General features: G+C 45.2%; 18 protein-coding genes. 4 read left to right on the top strand and 14 right to left on the bottom strand.

The features are described 5' to 3' along the window. Positions 1-5: 5 nt before the first annotated feature. The 5 genes from JBF11_RS08925 to JBF11_RS08905 are packed head-to-tail and all read right to left on the bottom strand — an operon-like array spanning position 6 to position 4,728. On the bottom strand, positions 6-296 hold the full coding sequence (locus JBF11_RS08925; protein ID WP_334315130.1) for a hypothetical protein: 291 nt from the start codon (positions 294-296) through the stop codon (positions 6-8). Next, the gene (locus tag JBF11_RS08920) at positions 296-2,764 is read right to left on the bottom strand and encodes a tetratricopeptide repeat protein (RefSeq protein ID WP_334315129.1); all 2,469 of its coding nucleotides are present in this window, start codon (positions 2,762-2,764) and stop codon (positions 296-298) included. Before JBF11_RS08920 ends, JBF11_RS08925 begins: the two co-directional genes overlap by 1 nt. An 8-nt stretch (positions 2,765-2,772) precedes the next feature. After that, positions 2,773-3,723, bottom strand: coding sequence for a LysO family transporter (locus JBF11_RS08915; protein ID WP_334315128.1), 951 nt, complete (start codon positions 3,721-3,723; stop codon positions 2,773-2,775). A gap of 1 nt (position 3,724) precedes the next feature. Then, positions 3,725-4,432 carry a TVP38/TMEM64 family protein gene (locus tag JBF11_RS08910; RefSeq protein WP_334315127.1) on the bottom strand — a complete coding sequence of 236 codons (708 nt, stop codon included), beginning with the start codon at positions 4,430-4,432 and terminating at the stop codon, positions 3,725-3,727. Positions 4,433-4,437: 5 nt separating this feature from the next. Next, a complete protein-coding gene (locus JBF11_RS08905; protein ID WP_334315126.1) occupies positions 4,438-4,728 on the bottom strand; it encodes a hypothetical protein in 291 nt (96 codons plus the stop codon). An 85-nt stretch (positions 4,729-4,813) separates the two neighbouring features. On the opposite strand from JBF11_RS08905, the gene JBF11_RS08900 reads away from it, so the two are divergent. The 4 genes from JBF11_RS08900 to JBF11_RS08885 all read left to right on the top strand — a co-directional run bounded on the left by JBF11_RS08900 (position 4,814) and on the right by JBF11_RS08885 (position 10,224). Next, positions 4,814-6,238 carry a phosphomannomutase/phosphoglucomutase gene (locus tag JBF11_RS08900; RefSeq protein ID WP_334315125.1) on the top strand — a complete coding sequence of 475 codons (1,425 nt, stop codon included), beginning with the start codon at positions 4,814-4,816 and terminating at the stop codon, positions 6,236-6,238. Positions 6,239-6,563: 325 nt separating this feature from the next. Further along, positions 6,564-7,178, top strand: coding sequence for a protein-L-isoaspartate(D-aspartate) O-methyltransferase (locus JBF11_RS08895; RefSeq protein WP_334316333.1), 615 nt, complete (start codon positions 6,564-6,566; stop codon positions 7,176-7,178). 5 nt (positions 7,179-7,183) lie between these two features. Continuing rightward, positions 7,184-8,038, top strand: coding sequence for a YitT family protein (locus JBF11_RS08890; protein ID WP_334315124.1), 855 nt, complete (start codon positions 7,184-7,186; stop codon positions 8,036-8,038). Between the two features lie 11 nt (positions 8,039-8,049). Beyond that, positions 8,050-10,224 carry a glutamine synthetase III family protein gene (locus JBF11_RS08885; protein WP_334315123.1) on the top strand — a complete coding sequence of 725 codons (2,175 nt, stop codon included), beginning with the start codon at positions 8,050-8,052 and terminating at the stop codon, positions 10,222-10,224. Between the two features lie 94 nt (positions 10,225-10,318). Here the strand turns inward: JBF11_RS08885 and JBF11_RS08880 are convergent, their stop codons facing one another. The 9 genes from JBF11_RS08880 to JBF11_RS08840 form a co-directional block, all read right to left on the bottom strand. Further along, positions 10,319-11,716, bottom strand: coding sequence for a Na+/H+ antiporter NhaC family protein (locus JBF11_RS08880; protein ID WP_334315122.1), 1,398 nt, complete (start codon positions 11,714-11,716; stop codon positions 10,319-10,321). 676 nt (positions 11,717-12,392) lie between these two features. Next, positions 12,393-13,085, bottom strand: a complete 693-nt coding sequence (locus JBF11_RS08875; RefSeq protein ID WP_334315121.1) for a flagellar basal body L-ring protein FlgH — start codon at positions 13,083-13,085, stop codon at positions 12,393-12,395. A gap of 6 nt (positions 13,086-13,091) precedes the next feature. Continuing rightward, positions 13,092-14,150, bottom strand: coding sequence for a flagellar basal body P-ring formation chaperone FlgA (gene flgA / locus JBF11_RS08870; protein WP_334315120.1), 1,059 nt, complete (start codon positions 14,148-14,150; stop codon positions 13,092-13,094). Positions 14,151-14,180: 30 nt separating this feature from the next. Then, a complete protein-coding gene (gene flgG, locus JBF11_RS08865) occupies positions 14,181-14,966 on the bottom strand; it encodes a flagellar basal-body rod protein FlgG (RefSeq protein WP_334315119.1) in 786 nt (261 codons plus the stop codon). Between the two features lie 18 nt (positions 14,967-14,984). After that, positions 14,985-15,770 (bottom strand): flagellar hook-basal body protein, encoded by a 786-nt coding sequence (locus JBF11_RS08860; RefSeq protein ID WP_334315118.1) that lies wholly within the window; start codon positions 15,768-15,770, stop codon positions 14,985-14,987. A gap of 322 nt (positions 15,771-16,092) precedes the next feature. Further along, the gene (gene htpG / locus JBF11_RS08855; RefSeq protein WP_334315117.1) at positions 16,093-18,069 is read right to left on the bottom strand and encodes a molecular chaperone HtpG; all 1,977 of its coding nucleotides are present in this window, start codon (positions 18,067-18,069) and stop codon (positions 16,093-16,095) included. Positions 18,070-18,129: 60 nt separating this feature from the next. Then, positions 18,130-18,975, bottom strand: coding sequence for a WcbI family polysaccharide biosynthesis putative acetyltransferase (locus JBF11_RS08850; RefSeq protein ID WP_334315116.1), 846 nt, complete (start codon positions 18,973-18,975; stop codon positions 18,130-18,132). Positions 18,976-19,011: 36 nt separating this feature from the next. Next, a complete protein-coding gene (locus JBF11_RS08845) occupies positions 19,012-19,494 on the bottom strand; it encodes an META domain-containing protein (RefSeq protein ID WP_334315115.1) in 483 nt (160 codons plus the stop codon). A 153-nt stretch (positions 19,495-19,647) separates the two neighbouring features. Beyond that, positions 19,648-20,631, bottom strand: coding sequence for an OmpA family protein (locus JBF11_RS08840; RefSeq protein ID WP_334315114.1), 984 nt, complete (start codon positions 20,629-20,631; stop codon positions 19,648-19,650). Positions 20,632-21,132 lie beyond the last annotated feature (501 nt).

The raw sequence follows: 21,132 nt of genomic DNA, 5'->3' as shown, positions 1-21,132 counted from the left end.
AAAAATCAAAATGATGCAAGATAATTCAAGCGTTGTTTCATTTTTTCTTCCTTATATGCCGCCAGCGTTCCCTCAAATTCTTCCTGTCCCAGAAAAGGTGCCAGAGAAGCCAAAAACGCCTCATCAAGCGGCAAAAAAGCTTCAAAGGCTTTTGCTTCCGCAAAATCCCCCTCGTTTTCAAGGCGGAAAACTTCAGAAAGAACAAGCTGTCCCAAGCTTTGCACTTCAGGGCTTATGCCTTTTTCTTCCTCCTGCATGATTTTTCGGGCAAGATCTTTTCGTTCTTCCTTGGTCATTAAAACCTCATGCTGTTGCGGCGAACTTCCATAGCCTCAGTAATTTTTCCCTGCATATCCAAAGCCCTGGCAAGTTCCGCCCATGCCGAACGCCTGAAAGGCAAAAGGGCGATGCTTTGCCTTGCGAGCATTTCCGCAAGACGGGCGTCTTCATGACTGTCCAGATAAAGCCCCGCCAATAATTGCAGGCTCACGGCATCCTCGCTGTTTTTTTGCAAAGCTTTTTGCAAATATTCACGGGCTTTTTCAAAATCCCCCTCTTGCATGAAAAGCTTCGCCAAACAGCGGTAAGGAACGGAGCTGGCTTCATCCGCCTGCAAAGCAAGCTCATACTGTTCTTTCGCGGTTTCAAAATCTTTTTCTTTTTCCGCAATTTCACCCAGCCTGATTCTTGCATACAAATGATCCGGTTTTATGGCGAGGCTTGCAAGAAAAAATTCCTTCGCCCCTTTCCTGTCTTCCAAAGCGAGATTGGTCGTACCAAGATTGTAACAAGTGGAAAAATCCTTATTGTTTTTGCTGTAAGCCACTTCAAAAGCATTTTTCGCTTCCGCATGGCGTCCTAAATCCGCAAGGCAAACCCCCAAGGAATTCCATGCCAAAATATTGTCCGTATCCGCCAAAAGAGCCATGCGGTATTCTTCCACAGCCCCGAACGTATCCCCCAAGCTGAATTTTCTGTCCGCACTGATATTGATCGCCAAACTGTCGAAAACACCCACGTGGGGAGCCGGCAAAAGCAAGGCGTAATCCAGGGCTTTCCGCGCATTTTCCCACATTTCGGCAGGACTGTAATTCAAATACGGATACATGCACAAACCGACAGCCCCATGCATGTTGAATTTTTTCCGGATATGCGCCAAAGCGTCCTTATACAAGTTTTCCAAAGCCTGCGCAGACGTGTTCTTGTGATAAACCAAAACGCTGTTGAAACTCAAACTGCCGAATTTCGGCGTTTCCGCATAACAATTTTTCTTCAGTCCATGCTTTTGCAAATATTGTGCGAGAGCTTGCAAAACGGTTTTCATGACATGCCCGTGCCGTTTTCCCCCGCCGTATCCCTGCATGTCATTCCACTGCAAAAACAAAAGAGCCAAACCGAATTGCGGATTTTGCTCCCTGGCTATGTCCTCATTGATGAGATCCGTAAACTCCCTGTAAGCATAACAACGGGTTTTCTTATCAATATCCATTGTCGCAAAAGAGCTTTCCGCCACATAAAAAAGCCTGTCCCCGACACCTACGCCCTCGGTCGGATTTTCAAGCATAAGCACTTCCGCCTCGGCATAATCCGCATACACTTTGCGCAGGACAATTTCCCCTTTGCGCATATCCGCCGCAGAACCGACGCTGAAGCACATACCCTCGCAAGCGCCGCTTTCACGTCCCAAATCAACCCGGATTTGCGCATAGGGCAAAACAGCCGTCACAGTGCCGCCGTGCAAAACAATCTGCCTGTAAGCAAGACTTTGCAACGCAGCCATGGCGCTTTGCTTTTCTATGGCTTCCCGCAGGCGTTTTGCCGTGATTTTGGCTTTATGCACCAATAAATGCGGAACCTCCTCCACTGCGCGGGAATCGGACGTTCCGTCCCAATCCTGCGGAAATAAGGCATACCCGGCACAAAAACCGAGCTTTGCATGTTTTTCTTTCAAAAAAGGCTTTTTATACCTGTCGAACTGCACGGTTTCTTCGATAGCAAGACAATCATGGGCAAGATTATCCATCATTTTCCGGGTCGCTCCGGGAAACAGGACCGCGAAATTATCTTCGTCAAGCAGCGTGCAGTAGGCATCGCCCGGAATGCTTGTGCGTATTTTTTCCGCAAGCGCAGGATAATATTGTTCGCCGGCGGAATAGCCCATGGCGGAACGCACGGCATTAAGCCCCAATACGGGCAAAACCATCAAGCCGATACTGCTTTGACGCGCCATGGGCAAAGCATGTTCCTGCTCTTCCTGCATAAAAGACACGGCTGAAGAAAAACCGGACATGCCCGACAAAGGAAATTCATTTTCCTGCTTTCGCATATCGTGCCGCATGGCGGTTTGAAAATATGCATTGATCGCCTGTACTTCTTTTTTTAATTTTTCCATGAAAAAACACGGACGCAAAAGCCCGCTCCGCTCATCAAGACGTTCCCGCTTGCATAAATGAATTTTTTCAAGACAAAGCCGTACCAAAGAAGGCAAAAGGGCGAAGTTTTCCTCTTCTGCCCGCACCTCTTTCAAAAGCAGGACACCAAGCAAAGAATCCTTTATCCGCAAAGGCAAAAGAAGTTTTTTTTCTTCCGGAACATACGTATAGGCTTTGAGTTCGTCTTCCACGGGAAAATAAAGCGCATGGCTTTCAAAACCGATGAACGACCTTAAATCAGCACAAAGCTGTTCTTCATATATCAATAAATCCCGCCGCGAAAGAGCGGAACGGGTTTTGGGAAAAAACATCTCTTCTTTGATCGCCTGCATAAAAACCTCTATAATGAACGTAAATATAAAACCAAAGGAACCAAGAACGGTACGGCAAGCGTCAAAACCACTCCCGTAAATATTGCAATGATAGCATACCGCTCTCCGCAAAATTTTGCAATGATAGGCAAAGAACTGTCATTTGAAGTCGCCCCGCCTGCGAAAACAGGTCCGAGCAGACCAAAAAAGCGCACCATTACCGGCGCAAAAACAAGGCAGGCGACTTCCCGCATAATATTCGACAATAATGCCACAGAGCCCAAGACCGGACCCACTTCCTGCGAAATGATGGTGGACGACAAACTGTAATAACCAAGCCCGACCCCGACAGCCACGGCATCCAAAAGGGCGAGATTCGGCACTAGGAAGCTTGCGAACATCGAGCCGAGCACCGTACCAAGCACCGCAGCAAGCGGAACAACAAGAATGACGCCTTTTAATTCCTGAATTATCCTAAAGGCATGCAAATCAAACCCCACGCTCATTCCTGCCAAAAAAAGCAAAACATACAGAGCCGATACAGTATATGTTCCGCTGTCCGCTTCAAAAGGCAGAACCCGCATATAACCTAAAAAAATTCCGCTCAAAAAGAAACATAAGACAATGCAGGAACTTTTTATTGCCGTCCATTTGCTTTCCGCGATATCCCTGTCGTTTTTATGGCTGACTTTATGCCCATGCGTGCCGAGGGCTTCCTTATACCAAAGTTTTGCCACAAGATAGGCAAAAACAAGCGAACCGAGCACGGCGAAAAACGTAATGCAAAAAGCCTGTATGCCCAAATCTTTTATTTGCACCATGAGATTTTTATCGCCGCCAAGCCCGAACCCCAGTAAAAACAATAAAATCCAAACAGAAAGCGCCAGGAGCTTATCCGTCCATTTCACCGCAAAGCCGGATTTGCGGAATAAAAAACCGAAGGGAACGCCCCCGGCAAGCACATAAATCGACGTAAACATCTTATTCTTTTCCTCTGACTATTCCGTCATACAAATACTTCAAGGTGATATGCCCGGGCAAATTTTTTTTCACAATCAAAAATCCCGCGCAGAAAAGAACGGCATAGAAGAAAACGCTCTGCAAAAGCGGCAGGGTATTTTCCGTTTTTCCTGCATTTCCAAGCAAAGCGAAGAGATAATTTTGCGGAATATACCCGATCACGGAACCCGCCCAAAAACTCCAAAAAGGTATTTTCGCCGCTCCCGCAAGCATATTCAGAAACGTATTGCTGCCGACAGGCATGATGCGTATGCCAAGAGCGATTCCAAAAGTCGATTTTGTAAAAATATGTTCCAAACACTGCATACGGGTTTTCATATTTTTTTGAAAAAAATTTTTTGCCAAAAAATTTCCATAGCCCATGGAAAGCAAACAACCGAGCCCCGCACCCAAAGAAACGATGAAAACGGCAGGCAGCGTGCCATAAAAATATCCCGCGACAAGACTCAGCAGCTGGCGGGGAACAAAGAAAAATGTGGCAACTCCGCTCAAAAGGAAATACGCGGACAGCCCCCGCATTCCGAACCTGCCGATATAGTGTTCCGTAATTACGGCAAAAGAAGAATACTCCACTCCGACGTTCCGGAAAAGCAGATATAAAACCGCACAAAATAAAAACAGGGAACCTGCCCTCAATGCCGGCGGAAAAAAAATTCGTGCATTGTTCATCAGCGTCATTCCGTTCTCTCTATTCCCGTTCTGAACCAAAGTATCGGCAAAAGGACAGCCTGCCCCGCAAAGAGCAGATAATCATGCGAACCATATGCATAGCCTGCCACGGCGGCAGCCCCCAGGCAAAGACAGACCCTGCGGAAAAGAACGGTATTCCAACAAGCTTTTTTTCCTGTATTTTTCATGGAACGGGGACGGAAGGCAAATTTTCCTCCCGCCAAAACCCACGCGAAAATTTGCAAGGCGAAAGCGAAGCAAAAGATGATGTTTTCAATCATAAGGGCACTTGTCAAATTTCATATTTCCTTTATATTCATTAACACATTGGCGAAAACGTCCTTATTTGTACCTATAAATACGCAATGAGTAAAGAAATTTATGCCAGTAAAAAACCTTGAACATATTTTCAGAGAATATGATATCCGCGGATTGCTGGATACGGAAATCAATGAGGAATTTGTCCGCGCCCTTGGTTTCGTGCTTGCCGCTTTTTATAAGGAAGAAGGGCACAAGCGTATTTTAATCGGTTATGACACAAGAAAAAATTCCGCTTTGTTCCATGATATTCTGGCGAAAGTCTTTTCCCTGCACGGGCTGCACGTGATCAGCTTGGGAATGGTGCCGACGCCCTGCCTTTATTTCAGTATCCACCATCTGGGAATTTTTGCAGGAATAGAAATAACCGCAAGCCATAATCCCGCCGAGTTTTCCGGCTTCAAACTATGGAACGGGGAAACAACCCTTTCCGGAGAAAAAATACGCGGTCTTTACCATGAAATGCAAAAGTTTTTCAGCTCGCTGAATAAAAGCAATCAGACTGTGCCGGAGCTCATGGAAACCATGCAGAAACAAAATTCCGCAAAGGGTTTTATCAGTTTTTACAACTGCCTGCCAAGTTATGCCGAAAAAGTTTTGGAAAACAGCGAGCCTCTTGACTGTTCCCTTGTCATTGACGGAGCAAACGGGGCGGCAGGAAAACTTTGCGCCGATATTTTCAGAAAAGCCCGGGCGGATGTCCATGAACTTTTTTGCGAAGAAGAAGAAAATTTTCCCAACCACAATCCGGACCCCACACGGGCGAAAAATTTACAGGCGCTTTTAAAAACAATGCGGGAAAAACAAGCGAAATACGGTATCGCCCTTGACGGTGACGGCGACAGGGTCGTGCTTGCGGATAAAAATTGCCGGATTTTAAAAAGCGACGAGCTGATAAGTATTTTTATCAACGAAATTATCAAAAAAAAGCCCGACGCCCTTTTTTTGGTCGATGTTAAATGTTCTCAGGAACTCATCAATGAAATCAAAAGGTTGGGAGCGAAGTATCAGCTCATGCCCACAGGACATTCCACGCTGAAAAAAGGAATGCTGAAGACCGGCGCCGATTTTGGCGGCGAACTTTCCGGACATTTTTTTCATGCGGAAAACTGGTATAAAACCGATGACGGGATTTTAACCGCCGTCCGGCTCATTTCTTTACTGGAAAAAAATAATCTTGATTTAACCGCGCTTCCGAATTGGGGACATATTTTCACAAGTGAAGAAATCGCCGTTCCCTGCACAAAAGAACGGAAAAAAACCATCAATCAAAGAGTCATCGCCCATTTCACGCAAAAATACCAAAACCGCGCGGAATGCATTTGCATTGACGGAATACGCTGCGTTTTTGAAAATTCATGGTTTTTGGTCAGGGCATCCCAGACAGGCGAGCAATTGACCGTACGTTTTGAAGCAAAAACAGAAGAAGAATTTGTTTCCTTGAAAAGCGCGGTTTTGAGCGATCTTGAAAAAATCCTCCAAGCCTAAGAAATGCTTTGACTAAGCATACCTTATTTATTACACTTAAAAACGTGGAAGGTATACGATGTCAAGCAGAAAAACCACAGCACAGCAAAAAAATTCTCATAATAAAATCGAAGGGTTGACCTATGAACCATGGGGAATGCCCACGGAACGGGTCCTGCGTTTAAATGCTGAATATGCCAAAAAAGAAGCTGAAAACTCTTCCCGCAAAGAAATTATCCGGCATCTCATCACTCCCGCGGAACTTTTGCACAGACCTCAAAAAACCAATCCCCGTCCGAACTTCGATTGCCGGCAAGCCGATATTTATAAATATTCCCGCCAGCGTATGGTGAAAGAACAGCTTGCCGCACGCGGAATTACGGACCAAGCCGTTTTGCGGGCAATGGAAACCGTGCCGCGCCATTTATTTGTCAATGAAGCGCTTCACCCTACGGCTTATGAAGACAGACCGCTTCCCATTGCCTGCGGACAAACCATTTCACAGCCCTATACCGTCGCGCTCATGTGCCAGCTCCTCATGGCGGAACGGGGTATGAAAGTTCTGGAAATCGGCACAGGCTCCGGCTATCAGGCGGCAGTTCTTCGTGAAATGGGTTTGAACGTTTTTTCCGTGGAACGCATACAAGAACTATATACGAAAACAAAAGACCTCTTAACAAAAAAACTGGGCTATTACGATATACAGCTTTTTCTGTCGGACGGCACGCTGGGTTTGGAACTTTTCGCTCCCTTTGACAGAATTATCGTGGCTGCGGGAGGACCGACCATTCCCGACGCCCTTAAAAACCAATTGGCGAAAAACGGAATCATGCTTATTCCTGTCGGCTGCGAGAGAATGTCCCAAAATCTGATCCGGGTTTTCAAATCGGGGAACGTCTGCAAAGAAGAAAATCACGGTACAACGACATTTGTTGACCTTGTGGGAAAACAAGGTTGGTAAAATTTATGAAAAGACGCTTATACGATTATACCTTATGGAATTTATTTCTTCTTACTGTCGGAGCGGGGTTTGTCACGTTCGCCGTACAAAACGTCGCCGCTCCCCATGGTTTTCTGACCGGCGGAATTATGGGTGTCAGCCTCTTATGCACCTATATTTTCGGCAATTTCATGAGCGCGACGACATGGAACCTGCTTTTTAACATTCCGCTCATGGTTTTCAGCTGGTTCAATGTCAGTCGGGCTTTTGTCATTTACACAACTTACGGGACATTCGCCATGTCCGCATGGACCGTTGTTTTAAACGGAATAACCATTCCCATTCAAGACCCCCTTTACGCCTGCATCTTATCAGGGGTCTTATACGGTATCGGCTGCGGAGTCATGCTCAAGACAAAAGGCTCAAGCGGCGGGCTCGATTTTATCGCAGCCTATGTCAACCAAAAATGGGGCGTGCAATTCGGCAGTTTCTCATTCATGTTCAACAGCGTTATTTTCATCGCTTCCGCTTTCAGCATAAGCCCTGATTTAATTATTGTTTCCTTTATTCAAATTTTCATTGTCGGGCAGGTAACAAACTACGTCGTGGGCATGTTCAACCAAAGAAAAATGGTTGTCATCATTACGAATAAGGGGCAAGAACTTTGCCGGGAAATCGCAAAACACGGCGGAAGAACGACGCTTTTGCCCGCCTATGGCGGATACAGCCACGAAGCGAAAGAAATTGTGATCACCATCACCGCAAAAACAATGATCAAGTTCCTTGAAGAACTTGTTTTCAGACACGACCCCCATGCCATGTTCACAGTGGAAGACACCTTCTATGCTGTTGGCGGTCAATACCGTAGGATATCAAAATAAAAGGAGCCAGTATGTCCTCTCATGTTGAATGCGCAAGCAAGCCCTTGCCGACCGATTATTATGGTGAAAATGTTTTCAACGACAAGGCGATGCGTCAACACTTGCCCAAAACGGTTTATAAATCTTTGAAACAGACAATTGAAAAAGGGGAAAGACTTGACCCCGCCATTGCCGATGTGGTTGCTTCCGCCATTAAAGATTGGGCAGTCAGCAAAGGCGCCACCCACTACACCCACGTTTTCTATCCTCTTACGGACAACAGTGCGGAAAAACACGACAGTTTCCTGACGCCCGACGACGAGGGAGGCGCGATCGCCGAGTTTAGCGGTTCAAACCTTGTCAAAGGCGAAGCGGACGGCTCCAGCCTTCCTTCCGGCGGACTTCGCTCGACCTTTGAAGCCCGCGGATATACGGCTTGGGACGTGACAAGCCCCGCCTACGTCATGGAAAATGCAGGGGGCATAGTTCTTTGCATTCCGACGCTTTTCCTTTCATGGACCGGTCTGGCTCTTGATAAAAAAACACCTCTTTTGCGCTCCAACCAAGCTGTCAATAAGCAAGCCCAACGGGTTTTAAAACTTTTCGGCGTTGAAACCAATCTGCCTATTGCGGCAAACGGCGGTTTGGAACAGGAATATTTCCTTGTCGACCGTGATTACGTCATGAAACGTCCTGATCTGCTCATTGCGGGACGCACCCTTTTCGGTGCGAAACCTCCAAAAGGACAGGAATTTGAAGACCAATATTACGGTGTTATTCCCGAACGCGTTTTCGCCTTTATGGTTGAAGTGGAACAAGAACTCTACAAACTTGGCATTCCCGTAAAAACACGCCATAACGAAGTTGCTCCCAGCCAATATGAAATCGCCCCTCTGTACGAATCCGCAAACCTCGCCACCGACCACAACCAACTGATCATGACCATTCTCCGCCGTGTGGCGAGAAAACATAATCTTGTCTGCATTCTCCATGAAAAACCTTTCCAAGGGCTGAACGGTTCCGGAAAACACGTGAACTATTCCATTGGCAATAAGGAAATCGGCAACCTTTTCGAACCGGGGGAAACCCCTCACGACAATGCCCAATTCTTGGTTTTCCTTTGTGCCGTCATTCGCGCCGTCCATAAATACGGCGCTTTCCTGCGCGCAACGGTTGCTTCCGCTTCCAATGATTTCCGTCTTGGCGCGCACGAAGCCCCGCCTGCCATCATGTCCCTTTTCCTCGGTGACCAACTCCAGGATATTTTGGATCAGTTCAGAATTGGAGAAGTGAAAGGAAGCCGCAAAAAACGTATCATGAATATCGGTGTCGATACGCTTCCTCCCATTCCCGCCGACCCGGGCGACAGAAACCGTACCAGTCCTTTCGCTTTTGTGGGCAACCGTTTTGAATTCAGGGCCGTCGGCTCTTCCCAAAATCCTGCCGGCTCCATAGTCGCTTTGAATACCATGCTTGCCGAAAGCCTTGATTTTTCCGCCACCTTCCTCGAACGTGAACTGCAAAAAAACTGCACCCTCGGCGAAGCGGTGCAAAAGCTTGTGGCTTTTATCGTTGAAGAACACAGCGCGGTTTTATTCAACGGCGATGGATATTCCAAAGTCTGGCACAAGGAAGCCGAACGCCGCAAATTGCCCATTCACCCCCATACCCCGGACGCGCTTCCCGTTTTCACCAGTCCGGAAATCATCGACCTTTGCACGCGCTACAACGTGCTTTGCCGTGAAGAACTGCGTTCCCGCCAGGAAGTGTATTTCGAGCAATATATCAAAACAACCCATACGGAAGCGAAACTTGCTTTAAGCATGGCCCGCACGAACATTTATCCCGCCGCCATCCGCTATCAGACGGAACTTGCCAAAAATGCGAAAGTCCTTTCAGGCTTGGGTATTGAAAATTCCGATAAGCTCCTCAAAGAAATGAGCGAACTCATACTCAAACTTGACATGGCTATCCGCGAACTGCAAGTTCAAATCGATTTCGACCCTGTGGACGAAAAAGAACGTATCAATGTGCAGAAAAATCCCGGACTTGCGCCTAATATCCAAATGACGGAAGCGGAACACTGCCGCAGCAAAATCCTTGTCGCCATGCAGGAACTCAGAACGCTCGCCGACAGCTTGGAAACCTTGGTTGCGGAAGATTTATGGCCGTTTCCGAGCTATCAGCACATGCTTTTCGTAAAATAGCATACGGCTGAAACAAGATAGAAAAAACGAAAAAAATACAAAAAAGGATTGGGCAATTCCAATCCTTTTTTATTTATTTGAACCAAAACAGCGGTTATGTTGTCTGCCCGGAGTTTTCAAACTTCCTGTTCCAACCGGTAAGGGCGGAGAAAAGAATAACCGCAAGCAGAGCCCAAGAATAAGGGTTCATTAATGCGGAACTGACAGCAGGAGCTTCAAATCCCCATGTTTCCGAAGCCGTCACCAATGCGCCATACCAAACGGCAACAGCGATGTGCCACGGTAAAATAAAGAATATCGTGCATACGGCACAGTCCATAAGATTGGCCCGCCTTGCCGCCGCCAAATTGAATTTTTCACCCATAGGACGGACAAGAGACGGTCCGACGAGAAGCAATGCCGGCGCGTTTGCGGAAATCGGAATGGAAGCGGCGACCGTTACGCCGATAATGAACAATTCGGCTTGCGATACTGTCGCGACAATGCTCCTGTTCGCAAATTCAAGAATTTTTTCCAAAATTCCGCATTCAACCAAAATCTGGGTCACAGCCAAAATTAACACAGCGAAAATAATCGCCCCTACAACACCTTCAATACCGCTTTGAATAAGACCAGTGCTTTGCCCGGCTTCAGGAATGCCGAAGAAATCCGAAAAATGCAACGTTCCGATCGCCACGCTGATAAGCATGGCGCAAACATTGCCGTAAATGAGGGATTCAATGATGTGGCGTCCCATTAATGCGCTCACCACGACAACCGCCATCGCAAGCAGCAAAAACGCCCCTTTTGGATTGAGCTGCGCATTCAAATCAGGCAGAATATTCACATCTCCTCCGCCGCCGAAAAACAAGAAAACAACAGCGGAAATACATGCGGCAGCCATAGCCAGCGGGAAACGGCTGCGGACGACATCGCGCATTTCAGCGCCTTGCGTATAAGCGGAAACAATGGTCGTATCGGAAATGGGCGCCAAGTTATCGCCAAAAGCGGCTCCCGATAAAATCGCCGTTCCCAATAAAACGGGATCGCAGCCGAGAAAAATCCCTGCGGGATACAATACCGGAGTCAAAGAAAGGCATGTTCCCGTACTTGTTCCCGTACCCAGAGAAAAAAGCATCGCTGTTATAAAAACAAGGGTCGTAAAAATGCCTTCCTGCGCTCCGGTGGACATGCCTAACCACAATAAACCGTTCACCAGCCCGCCGGCAGCCATGATTTTTCCAAACACACCTGCAAAAAGCCATGCCGTGACAATGACTATGCCTGTTTGATTGCCGATACCCCGCATTGCGGCTTTGCAGTATTCGGCTTTATCTTTTGCAAAAAACAAACCGCCTGCAAGCGCAAGCCAGCCGCATGCCCAAAAAGGTTTTGTCCCGCCGCGTTCCGCAACAGACAGCCAAACCAAACCGACAATAAGAATTGCAAGAGGAACCATGCCTCCCCATATTCCGCCGTACATGGGCAAAAATTCTTTTCTTTTTTCTTCCATGCGAACCCTCCAGCTATTTTTAATATATTTTAAATGTCGACATTTTAATATTATATTCAAAAAACATGCCTGTCAAGATATTTAACGCGCATGCCAAACTCCTGCCTTGCCTCATGCCTGCCGCATTTCATGCACAAACAGATTTCAACCATACGCTTTTATTGCTTCTGTAGTCCGCCCTGCTGTATCAGCAAAATGCCTGCTGCATCCAACATTTTCCATATTCATATTTCAGATTGGCATAACTATCAAATCATCAAAGAGCGTTTTTTTTTCAAATATCCCATGAATGCAGACACGCTTAGGTTAAGGGGAATGATAACCAGCATACGGACCGGTCAGCACCTTTTCTAAGAACGTACCTTTTTTTGGTCACAACACTGCCTTAAAATTTTTCCTCTATCATCTTTCATTTTCAAATATATTTCCTTACGCCGAAATTTTTGTGCGAATACAATGTAAGGCTTGTAACTCCATTTGGTATGGGATAAGCTCTGGTTCTCATTCATAAAAAACTTTCCTTCTTTGGTTTCGATTGACGAACACATCAAATATATACCAAAGAAAGAAAGTCTTGTATCTAAAGATTTTTATTCCACCAGCTTAGCTGGTGGTTTTTTTGAGCTAAAGCGCACAAAAAAAGACCCGCTTTGCAGCAGGTCTCATATTTTTCAAATCAGAACGGTGAAACCATTTCCAGGAAACGGGAAAGCCATCCCGGTTTTTGCTTTTGGCTGAGTACTCCCCGTCCGTAATACTCTATTTTCGCATTGGCTATTTGTGTCGAAGCGATAGTATTGTTGGCGGCAATATCCCTTGCCCGGATAATGCCTGTCACAACCATGAACTGCGTTTCATCGTTCAAGGTTATTTCACGCACGGCTTCAATCTGCAAATTTCCGTCAGGCAGCACATTGATCACACGTGCGGCAAGCGTTGCGGTAATGGAACTGTTGCGTGTGGACTCCGCGTCACCCTGCAAATCGCTTGAGCTTGAACCCTCAAAAATCGGAGTTTCAGCCCCAATCGGAATACCGAACAAACTTTTTCTCTTTCCAAGGGCGGCTATGCTCGCGGACGTCGTGTTCGTCCTGGTCGCATCAGTGGTTACTTCCTGTGAACCCGACTGCTGCTCGACAACGTTGATCGTCACGATGTCACCGACACGCCTCGCCCTGCCGTCTTCGTAAATGGAGCGGTATTGATTGGGATTATACAGGCTTCCGGGATTATCATAGGCTGGGGCAGGTTCCTGATACGTTATCGGCTGCATAACCGGCTGAGTGACGACAGGGGCTTCCCTTGACGCCGTACAGCCTGCCATAAAAACCATTCCCATTGCCGCTACGCAAAAAATATGTTTTTTCATACCATCCTACTTTGCAAGAAGCGTATCGTTGTCTTGCACTTTCCCGTAAATTTGTTTTTTTGAATCAATATTGCGAACCAAGACCGTATCGCCTAACGCGCCGTCTTCCATAGCTTCCACAAGCACAGAAAGATGTATGCCGTTTTTTTGATAAACAAGCGTTACCTTATCGCCTTTTTTTATGGTTGACAAAGGCTTCAAATCCGCCGTGCCGATAACTTCCATTGCGCCCAAAGGACGGGTCACCTGCCACGGACCGCCCTTTCCGTCCCAAAGTTCCGCGCGTTCATACGCAAGATTCACACTTTTAAAAGTGATGTCCTGCCGATTGAGCGTGTCACCCTTTGCAAGAGGTCTTGCCGCCGCCGGCGTATCCACCCAAACGTTCAAAAATGCGGTTCCGGTAAAACGCTGTATGATTTTTCCGTCCATTTCCTGAATTGCAAAACGAAGATTGATCCGCCCGGGCTCTACGGCTGTTTTTTCCAAAACCAAATTTTGCGAACGGCTGCTCACAAAAATATAGGCAGGCAGACGAAAATCTGTCAAATCGCTTCTTCCGCCGAGTTTATTCATTTGAGGCGTCAAATACTGCATCGCCATTTGGCGCAGTTTTTCTTCCCGCACGACTTCCCCGCCTCTTTGCAAAACAAGGGCATTGGGAAGCAAGCAAGAATCCGCATACATGCCAAGAGAGGAACGCAGCGCATTCTTCAAATTCGCTTTGCTGATCTTATAAGGTTTTCCGAGTTCCGGCGGGCTATCCCACAATTCCTTTTTCGCAAATTCCTGCCATTTTTCCCGGGAAATCGAGCCCAGAGGCTCCGCGATTTCACCCAACAAGACCTTATCGCCCCGCACAATGGCGGCTTCCTGAATTTTCAAACGCCAAACATCTTGTCCCAACGGCTCGCTATGACGGGCGCTTTCAACTTTCTTATCAACGCCGTAGGCTTTATTCGCTTGCGCCAAGCTTGGAAAAAGCAAGACAAAGAGAGAAAAAACCATGCATAAGAAATACATGTCAATTTTATGACTATATTCTTGCCTATTTTTTCGGAACATGATTTTTCCCCTCTCCATATTTCACTTATTTTATTGACGTTTTACGTTAATCGCTGTTTGCAGCATGGTATCGGAAGTCTGAATCGCTTTCGAGTTCATTTCATAAGCGCGCTGTCCGACAATCATATTAACCATTTCCTCAACGATTTCAACGTTTGACATTTCCAAAAAGCCCTGTGCCAATGTGCCCACATTATCTTCTCCGGGAACGCCCTGCACAGCCTCGCCGGAAGCTTCCGTCGGCATATAGAGGTTTCTGCCGCGGGAATCCAAACCGGCATTGTTGACAAAAGTATACAACGGAATATCACCGGTTGCAATTTCATTGGACTGCCCGTCAAGGCAAACGATTTCACCGTCTTCGGAAATGGCAATGGAACGGGTTTCGGACGGAACGGTGAACTGGGGCTGCAATTCATAGCCGTTTGCCGTAACGATGACGCCGTCTGAATTTAATTTAAACGCCCCTGAGCGGGTATACATCAACTCCTCGCCCACTTGAACCTGGAAAAATCCGTCACCCTCGATGGCGATGTCCAAAGTGTTATCCGTATTCTGCAGATTTCCTTCCGTGAAAAATTTATGCACGGAAACGGTACGAACCCCCAAGCCGACCTGAATGCCGACAGGAATTTGCTGGTCCGCAGGACCGCGGGAACCCGCAACCCTCATGGTTTGATACATCAAATCTTCAAATTCGGCTCTGCTTTTTTTAAAGCCGGAGGTGTTCACGTTTGCCAAGTTATTTGAAATCACATCGATATTCATTTGCTGCGCATGCATACCGCTCGCCGCAGACCATAATGAACGCATCATATCGTTATCCTCGCTTTATTACCGTGCTTTACCAACAGTAGTTATCACTTGTTTATCCACATCATTCGCCGTTGACATGACTTTTTGCTGGGCTTCAAACATCCTTTGCACTTCAATCATGTTGACCATTTCATACACGACATTGACATTGGCAGCCTCCGTATAACCTTGGCTGACCATAGTCCTTTCGCCGTCCAAAACATTTTGCAGACCGACACCTTCAGGAACACCATAAAGGTTGTTGCCGACCTTTCTTAAAAGCTGCGGGTCTTCCACGGTGACCACGTCAAGCTGTCCCACTTGCTGACCGTCCGCATAAACGGCTCCGTCCGCGGAAACATGAACATTGCTTGCATTCGGCGGAAGAACGATATTTCCTCCTGTACCCTGCACTGGGTATCCCTGTTTCGTCATTATCGTACCGTCCGGACCTTTGGTGAAAGCGCTGGAACGTGTCAAATACTCGCCCTGCGGAGCATTCACGCGGTAAAACCCTTCGCCGACAATGGCTATGTCAAGCTGATTGCCCGTAAACTGCATGCTTCCCTGGGAAAAGTCCGTTTCTTTTGTGGCGATACGGGTTCTGGCCCGTAGGCACTGTTCCGGGAATAAAGGTTCGGAACGCAAATTTTCCAACGGCTCACGAATAAAATCATGGGCGAAATGTATCATCGTATCTTTAAAAGCCAATGCATCGGATTTATAACCTGCGGTGTTCACATTCGCCAAGTTGTTGCTTATCATGGCCATTCTATGTTCAGTCGTTAACGACGCAAATAATCCCGTATAAAGTGAATTTTGCATATAAACTCCTTGCCGTCACAACATGCTGTCATAAATCTGACAAAATGATGTTCATTTCTTTTCATACACCTTATTAAGCAAAGACCATGCCAAAACATTTTTCGCAGCAGTTTTCTGTCAGTGCCAAAGGAAAAACTCAAATTTTTTTCCTTTTTTGTTCCCGGCATATCCTCCAATCCTTTTTCTTCCTGCGGACAAAAAATACTCTTGTCCATTTCGACATATGAACCCCATGCAAAATAAAGACCAAAAAAAAGCACGAAATTCAAAAAAGAATTCCGTGCAAAAAACTTGGGGAAAACAATTCCCCCAAAACAAACAATCACTTATTTCTTAAATCAGCATACCATTGACCCGCTTTTTCCATGAGCTTCAAACTTCTTTGCGCCATAAGGAACGGATCGTTCATATAACCGTCAAGCAAAACAGTGTTGTCAAAAATTCCCCACACCATTTCTTCAAAAAGACCGGAACGGCTGTCGTCCTTGTAAATAGTCAGCAAAGAACGGATCAATGCATGGTCGGGGTTGACTTCAAGCACTTTTTGCGGAATGCTGTCGTCTTTTTGGAAAGAGCGCATCAATTTTTCCATGGTCGAACTTACACCGTCTTGGGAAGCCATGCAGGCAGGACTGCCTGACAGTCTGTCCGTGCTTTTCACGTCTTTCACTTTATCGCCAAGCACTTCTTTCATGCGTTCAAGCATTTGCTCAAATTCCGTCTTTTCAAGGTCGGAAAGTTTCGGCAAATCGGATTCCGCTTTTTCCACATCAGCAAAATCATCAAGAGCACGGGCATCAGCCGTTTCAATATTCTTAAACGTGTACTCATTGAATTTTTGCAAACTCTCAAGAGCGATTTCTTCGACCGGTTCAAGCAAATATAAAACTTCAAGCCCCTTGCGGGTGAACCGTTCCATATGAGGATTGAGCTTAGCGGCTTCTTTGGAAGAAGCGCTCACATACCAAATATCCTTTTGTCCGGCTTTCATGCGGCTGACATATTCTTCAAGGCTGAGAAGCTCTTCGGAGCCGGAAGAAACAAAACGCATGAGCTTCGCAACCCTGTCGCGGTATACAAAATCATTGAACGCAAATTTAAAATATTTGCCGTGCTTATTCCAAAAAGTGTTATACTTTTCCTTATCCTGCGCCGCCATTTTTTCAAAATGACTCATGAGCTGACGCACGATGGTTTGGGAAATTTTCTTTAAAACGATATTTTCCTGCAATGTTTCCCGGGAAATATTCAAAGGCAAATCTTCCGTATCCACAACACCTTTCACAAAAGCGAAATAGTTGGGCAGAAGTTCCTGCCTGTTTTTCTCGATAAGGACGCGGCGGACATACAAATCAAGCCCCCATTGGTCCTTTTGTTCCAGAAAATAGTCTTCGCTTTTTTCAGGGATAAAAAGCAACGCGTTGAACTGCACCGGCGCGTCAACAGACAAGTGGATGACATCAAAAGGATTTTCCGTGTCATAGGTAAGGAACTTATAAAATTCGTCATACTGTTCTTTTTTAATATTGAACTTAGGTTCGCGCCATAACGCGGAAATAGTGTTGATTACCTTGTCATTCAGCAAAATGGAAAACGGCAGGAAATTGGAATGGCGGCGGATGATGTTTTCAAGGCGATATTCTTCGATAAATTCTTTTGCGTCATCTTTTAAATATATTTTGATCATGGTACCGCGGACAAGCCCTGCAACCTCCTCAAGAGGCGTGATTGTGAACGTGTCCGAACCATGGGAAGTCCAAACATGGGCTTTTGCTTCGCTTTCTTCCTTCACGCTTTCAATGGCGGGAACGGAATACACCTCCACCTTATCCGCAACCATGAACACGGAATAAAAACCGATGCCGAAACGCCCGATTATTTGTGAGGCGTCGGCGCCCGCCCCTTCTTGTTTTTCCACAATTTCTTCTTCGGCATAGGGGTCGATTTTTTGTTTGCCGCTGTCGCAAGAGGTATCGCCGATATCTTTTAAAAACTTTTCAGATCCTGACTTTGCAATAATGCCCAAATTATCCTGCATTTCCTGTTTGGTCATGCCAATGCCGGTATCTTGGACAGTCAGGATATTGCTTTCTTTATCCGTGCTGATTTTAATTTCCAAAGGAAGTTCGGGAGCAAGAATGCTTTCCCCTTTATTTTGTTTAAAACGCAGTTTATCAAGGGCGTCGGAAGCATTGGAAAGCAATTCGCGCAAAAAAATCTCACGGTTCGTATACAAAGAGTGAGTAAGGATATTCAGAACCTTATGGGTTTCCGCTTTGAATTTATAGGTTGAAGACATAAAAAAACTCCTTATCGATTGTTCAAATAATAGATAAGGAGCAAAACAGATAAGTCAAGCCTAACGGACGGAAATTTGTTTTTTTCTTTCAGACAGACATCTGAAATAATGGGCCAAAGGAAATTTGTTTTCCCGCGCGAAAATATACCCCGCAACATATTCATAATAGGTCAGCATATTGCCGTAAACGGGATATTTTGTATTTTCGTCAATGAAAGACAAATGAAAAAATTTTGCCACCGAAGGATGAATAGGCATATAATATTCATCATCACACGTCAAATCCGGAATAAGCCGATCAGGAACGCCCCTGTATCCTATTTCCTCAAGCACGGTCTGCGCCACTTTATTCAATAAAATGCCGTAGGGATGATTAAATGTCGTGAACAGTTTGGTTTTAGAAAAATTTTCTTCAATGAAATCACAAAACTCAGCACAGCGGACATACCCTTTATTTCTCTCGACCTTCATAGCTTCCGCAAACATGGACTGCAAATCATAATGCTTTGCAAAATCGACTTTTTTAATCAGATATAGGATTTCTTCTTTCGATAAGCTGCGGCGCATAAGCTCATCAACATAGGTTTCATTGTAAGGGTCGGACAAATCGCCTGTCCCCTTTGAAATAGGCCATAATGCGGGATTATAAATGTTCGGCATGCAAACGACTTTCGCTTTCGGATTGACATGACTCAGCAGGTAATCTTCCGAAAGTTCGCCCCAATGCGCATTAAGCTTTTGATAAATAAGCAAATTGCAGCTTGCCAATTTTTCAAGGGGAATGCTCTCCTTTTTAAAATTGACAAAAAATTCCGGAGAATAACTCTTTGCAAACGGCTGAAACGCCAATAATTGCCGTATAAGGGGAACACCTTGGCAATTTGCGGAAACCAAACAACTCAACATAATTATTCCTAAAAAAAGGGGAATTACCCCCTTTTCCTAATATTTCCATTTGCCTTGTTGGTATTTCGGGACTTCGGTAATAAAACGCTTGCTCACAAGATTATATTTGCCCTTCAAAGCTGACTGCTCTGTTTCAGCCATGCATTGATAAAGATTTTCACGATATTTGATTTTTGCCAAATACTGATATTTCCTATGGGGTGTTGAAATAATTTCCATACTCAAACTGCCTGGGTCAAATTCAACATAACTCGCCACATACATATTGTTGCGTTTTTCAATTTTAGGCGAATTTTTATTGGGAATGATCTGAACGTTGCATTTGCTGATATGCCCATGCGCAAACGTTCTAAGCTGCTCATACACAAATTGTTCCTGTTCGGATAAATTGGTAACATCCACTTTTTCATAAACAAAATTTTGATTTTCCGCTGAAGATACTTGGGTGTTTTCTTCTTTTGCGGAAGTACAAGCCAGCAAAGAGCATGAAAGGACAATGACGCTGAAAATTTTTTTCATAGCAATTACTCCGATAAAAACTTTTCACCTTTAATTCAAAGGGTGCTAGTTTTTTAATCGGACAAAGGCTATTTATTAATAGTTAATAAATAGCCTTTGCATAAATTATTTTAATCAATCTTATAAGTATTGCTTATAATTTGATCGGTTGAACTACTTTACAAGAACTTCAACGCGGCGGTTCAAATAACGTCCGTCAGCATTGGAGTTATCATATTTGAAAGATTTGCCCATGCCTTTTGCTTCAATCTTGCCGGCATCAAGTCCTTCTTGAACCAAATATGCCTTTACGGATTCAGCACGGCGTTGTGACAAAGCCTTGTTGTATGCTTCAGTACCAACGCTGTCAGTCCAGCCTTGCAAAGCAACACCGTTGGCTGCGTCTTTAATGATAACGGCAACATCGCCTAAAATTTCTTTAGCTTCGTCAGTAAGAACTGCGGAGTCAAAAGCGAAGTTTACGCCGCGAAGCACGAGAGCGTCATTTGCGAGACCGGCATAGAAAACTTTTTGCACGAAGTCATTCAAAGCTGCATCGTCTTTGTAAAGGTCAACACCGTTAACCATGACTGTGCAGTCATTGATTTTAGCGATTTCATCGAGAGTTGCCTGACCTTCAGCGGAATCAGCAAAAGAAATGATATGGAAGCAGGCACCGATGTTATTGTCAACAATGGATTTCACAGGTTCGATACCCAAGTTGTTCAAGCCGTCACTCACCAAAATAATAGCGGTTGGACGAGCCATTTGTTCATATTGGGGAGCGAAAGCATTAATGCCGTTGCCCAAAGGTGTTTTTCTTCCGTAAATAGCTAAATCGGATTGCAAAGAGCCAACAGCTTCTTCCATGGCTGCGGGAGCGAAATCTCCGTAAGCGACAATTTCATGGGCAGGAGCCAAGGTGTGCATGCTTGCTTTGTAGCCGAGATCAGGAATTGCTTTGGTGATTTTATTCAAAACTTCTTTGGCAATTTCCATTTTAGGCATTTTTATTTCTTGTTCGGTCATCATCATAGAGCCAGAATAGTCTACGAGGTAGTCAAAGCTGTCGACAGTACGAACAAGGCCGTTTGCATAAGCAGCCGTGCTTAAACCAAGTACCATTGCAAATGCTGCAATTAAAGATTTTAATTTCATTTTAAGCCTCCATATGTGCTTTATAAACGATATAAATGATAAGCAGCTCTCCGCACAGTTTCCTGCGGAATAGCTTTACTTATAATTTTATAATACGCTTATTATTTTTTTTGTCAAACTGTAATATCCAGATATTTTATTCTATCATATCAATAAGATAAAAACAACTATAAAAAGTGCCGCAAAAAAATTCCCGAAGTTTCCGCTTCATTTGAATAAAAACCATGGACTGACCGTGCTTTTCTCCAACAATGGAGGAGCATGACACAGGTTTACGTTTTAAGCATTTTGAATAAGTTCACCAATAGCGTTTCATTTACCGATTACGCCTGACCCGACGGACCTTTGCTTTATTTTTTCATAGTTAACCATAAAAAAGATATACTATTCTTCAAGCGGATATTGGTTATTCATCCTATCTTCATCAATTTTGGATACCTGTCTTTATTACGTCTTTATTCCAACCCGCCGTATTCATATATGACAGTCACCGCACCCAAA

This window comes from Taurinivorans muris (genome assembly GCF_025232395.1).
GTDB lineage: Bacteria > Desulfobacterota > Desulfovibrionia > Desulfovibrionales > Desulfovibrionaceae > Taurinivorans > Taurinivorans muris.
Note: the sequence above shows the minus strand (reverse complement) of the source record. Positions and strands in the feature narration are given on the sequence as shown.

Excerpts from the sequence above, each read along its gene's own strand:
- JBF11_RS08925 (WP_334315130.1), bottom strand. The coding sequence starts at position 296 with ATGACCAAGGAAGAACGAAAAGATCTTGCCCGAAAAATCATGCAGGAG.
- JBF11_RS08920 (WP_334315129.1), bottom strand. The coding sequence starts at position 2,764 with ATGCAGGCGATCAAAGAAGAGATGTTTTTTCCCAAAACCCGTTCCGCT.
- JBF11_RS08915 (WP_334315128.1), bottom strand. The coding sequence starts at position 3,723 with ATGTTTACGTCGATTTATGTGCTTGCCGGGGGCGTTCCCTTCGGTTTT.
- JBF11_RS08910 (WP_334315127.1), bottom strand. The coding sequence starts at position 4,432 with ATGAACAATGCACGAATTTTTTTTCCGCCGGCATTGAGGGCAGGTTCC.
- JBF11_RS08900 (WP_334315125.1), top strand. The coding sequence starts at position 4,814 with ATGCCAGTAAAAAACCTTGAACATATTTTCAGAGAATATGATATCCGC.
- JBF11_RS08895 (WP_334316333.1), top strand. The coding sequence starts at position 6,564 with ATGGTGAAAGAACAGCTTGCCGCACGCGGAATTACGGACCAAGCCGTT.
- JBF11_RS08890 (WP_334315124.1), top strand. The coding sequence starts at position 7,184 with ATGAAAAGACGCTTATACGATTATACCTTATGGAATTTATTTCTTCTT.
- JBF11_RS08885 (WP_334315123.1), top strand. The coding sequence starts at position 8,050 with ATGTCCTCTCATGTTGAATGCGCAAGCAAGCCCTTGCCGACCGATTAT.
- JBF11_RS08880 (WP_334315122.1), bottom strand. The coding sequence starts at position 11,716 with ATGGAAGAAAAAAGAAAAGAATTTTTGCCCATGTACGGCGGAATATGG.
- JBF11_RS08875 (WP_334315121.1), bottom strand. The coding sequence starts at position 13,085 with ATGAAAAAACATATTTTTTGCGTAGCGGCAATGGGAATGGTTTTTATG.
- flgA (WP_334315120.1), bottom strand. The coding sequence starts at position 14,150 with ATGTTCCGAAAAAATAGGCAAGAATATAGTCATAAAATTGACATGTAT.
- flgG (WP_334315119.1), bottom strand. The coding sequence starts at position 14,966 with ATGATGCGTTCATTATGGTCTGCGGCGAGCGGTATGCATGCGCAGCAA.
- JBF11_RS08860 (WP_334315118.1), bottom strand. The coding sequence starts at position 15,770 with ATGCAAAATTCACTTTATACGGGATTATTTGCGTCGTTAACGACTGAA.
- htpG (WP_334315117.1), bottom strand. The coding sequence starts at position 18,069 with ATGTCTTCAACCTATAAATTCAAAGCGGAAACCCATAAGGTTCTGAAT.
- JBF11_RS08850 (WP_334315116.1), bottom strand. The coding sequence starts at position 18,975 with ATGTTGAGTTGTTTGGTTTCCGCAAATTGCCAAGGTGTTCCCCTTATA.
- JBF11_RS08845 (WP_334315115.1), bottom strand. The coding sequence starts at position 19,494 with ATGAAAAAAATTTTCAGCGTCATTGTCCTTTCATGCTCTTTGCTGGCT.
- JBF11_RS08840 (WP_334315114.1), bottom strand. The coding sequence starts at position 20,631 with ATGAAATTAAAATCTTTAATTGCAGCATTTGCAATGGTACTTGGTTTA.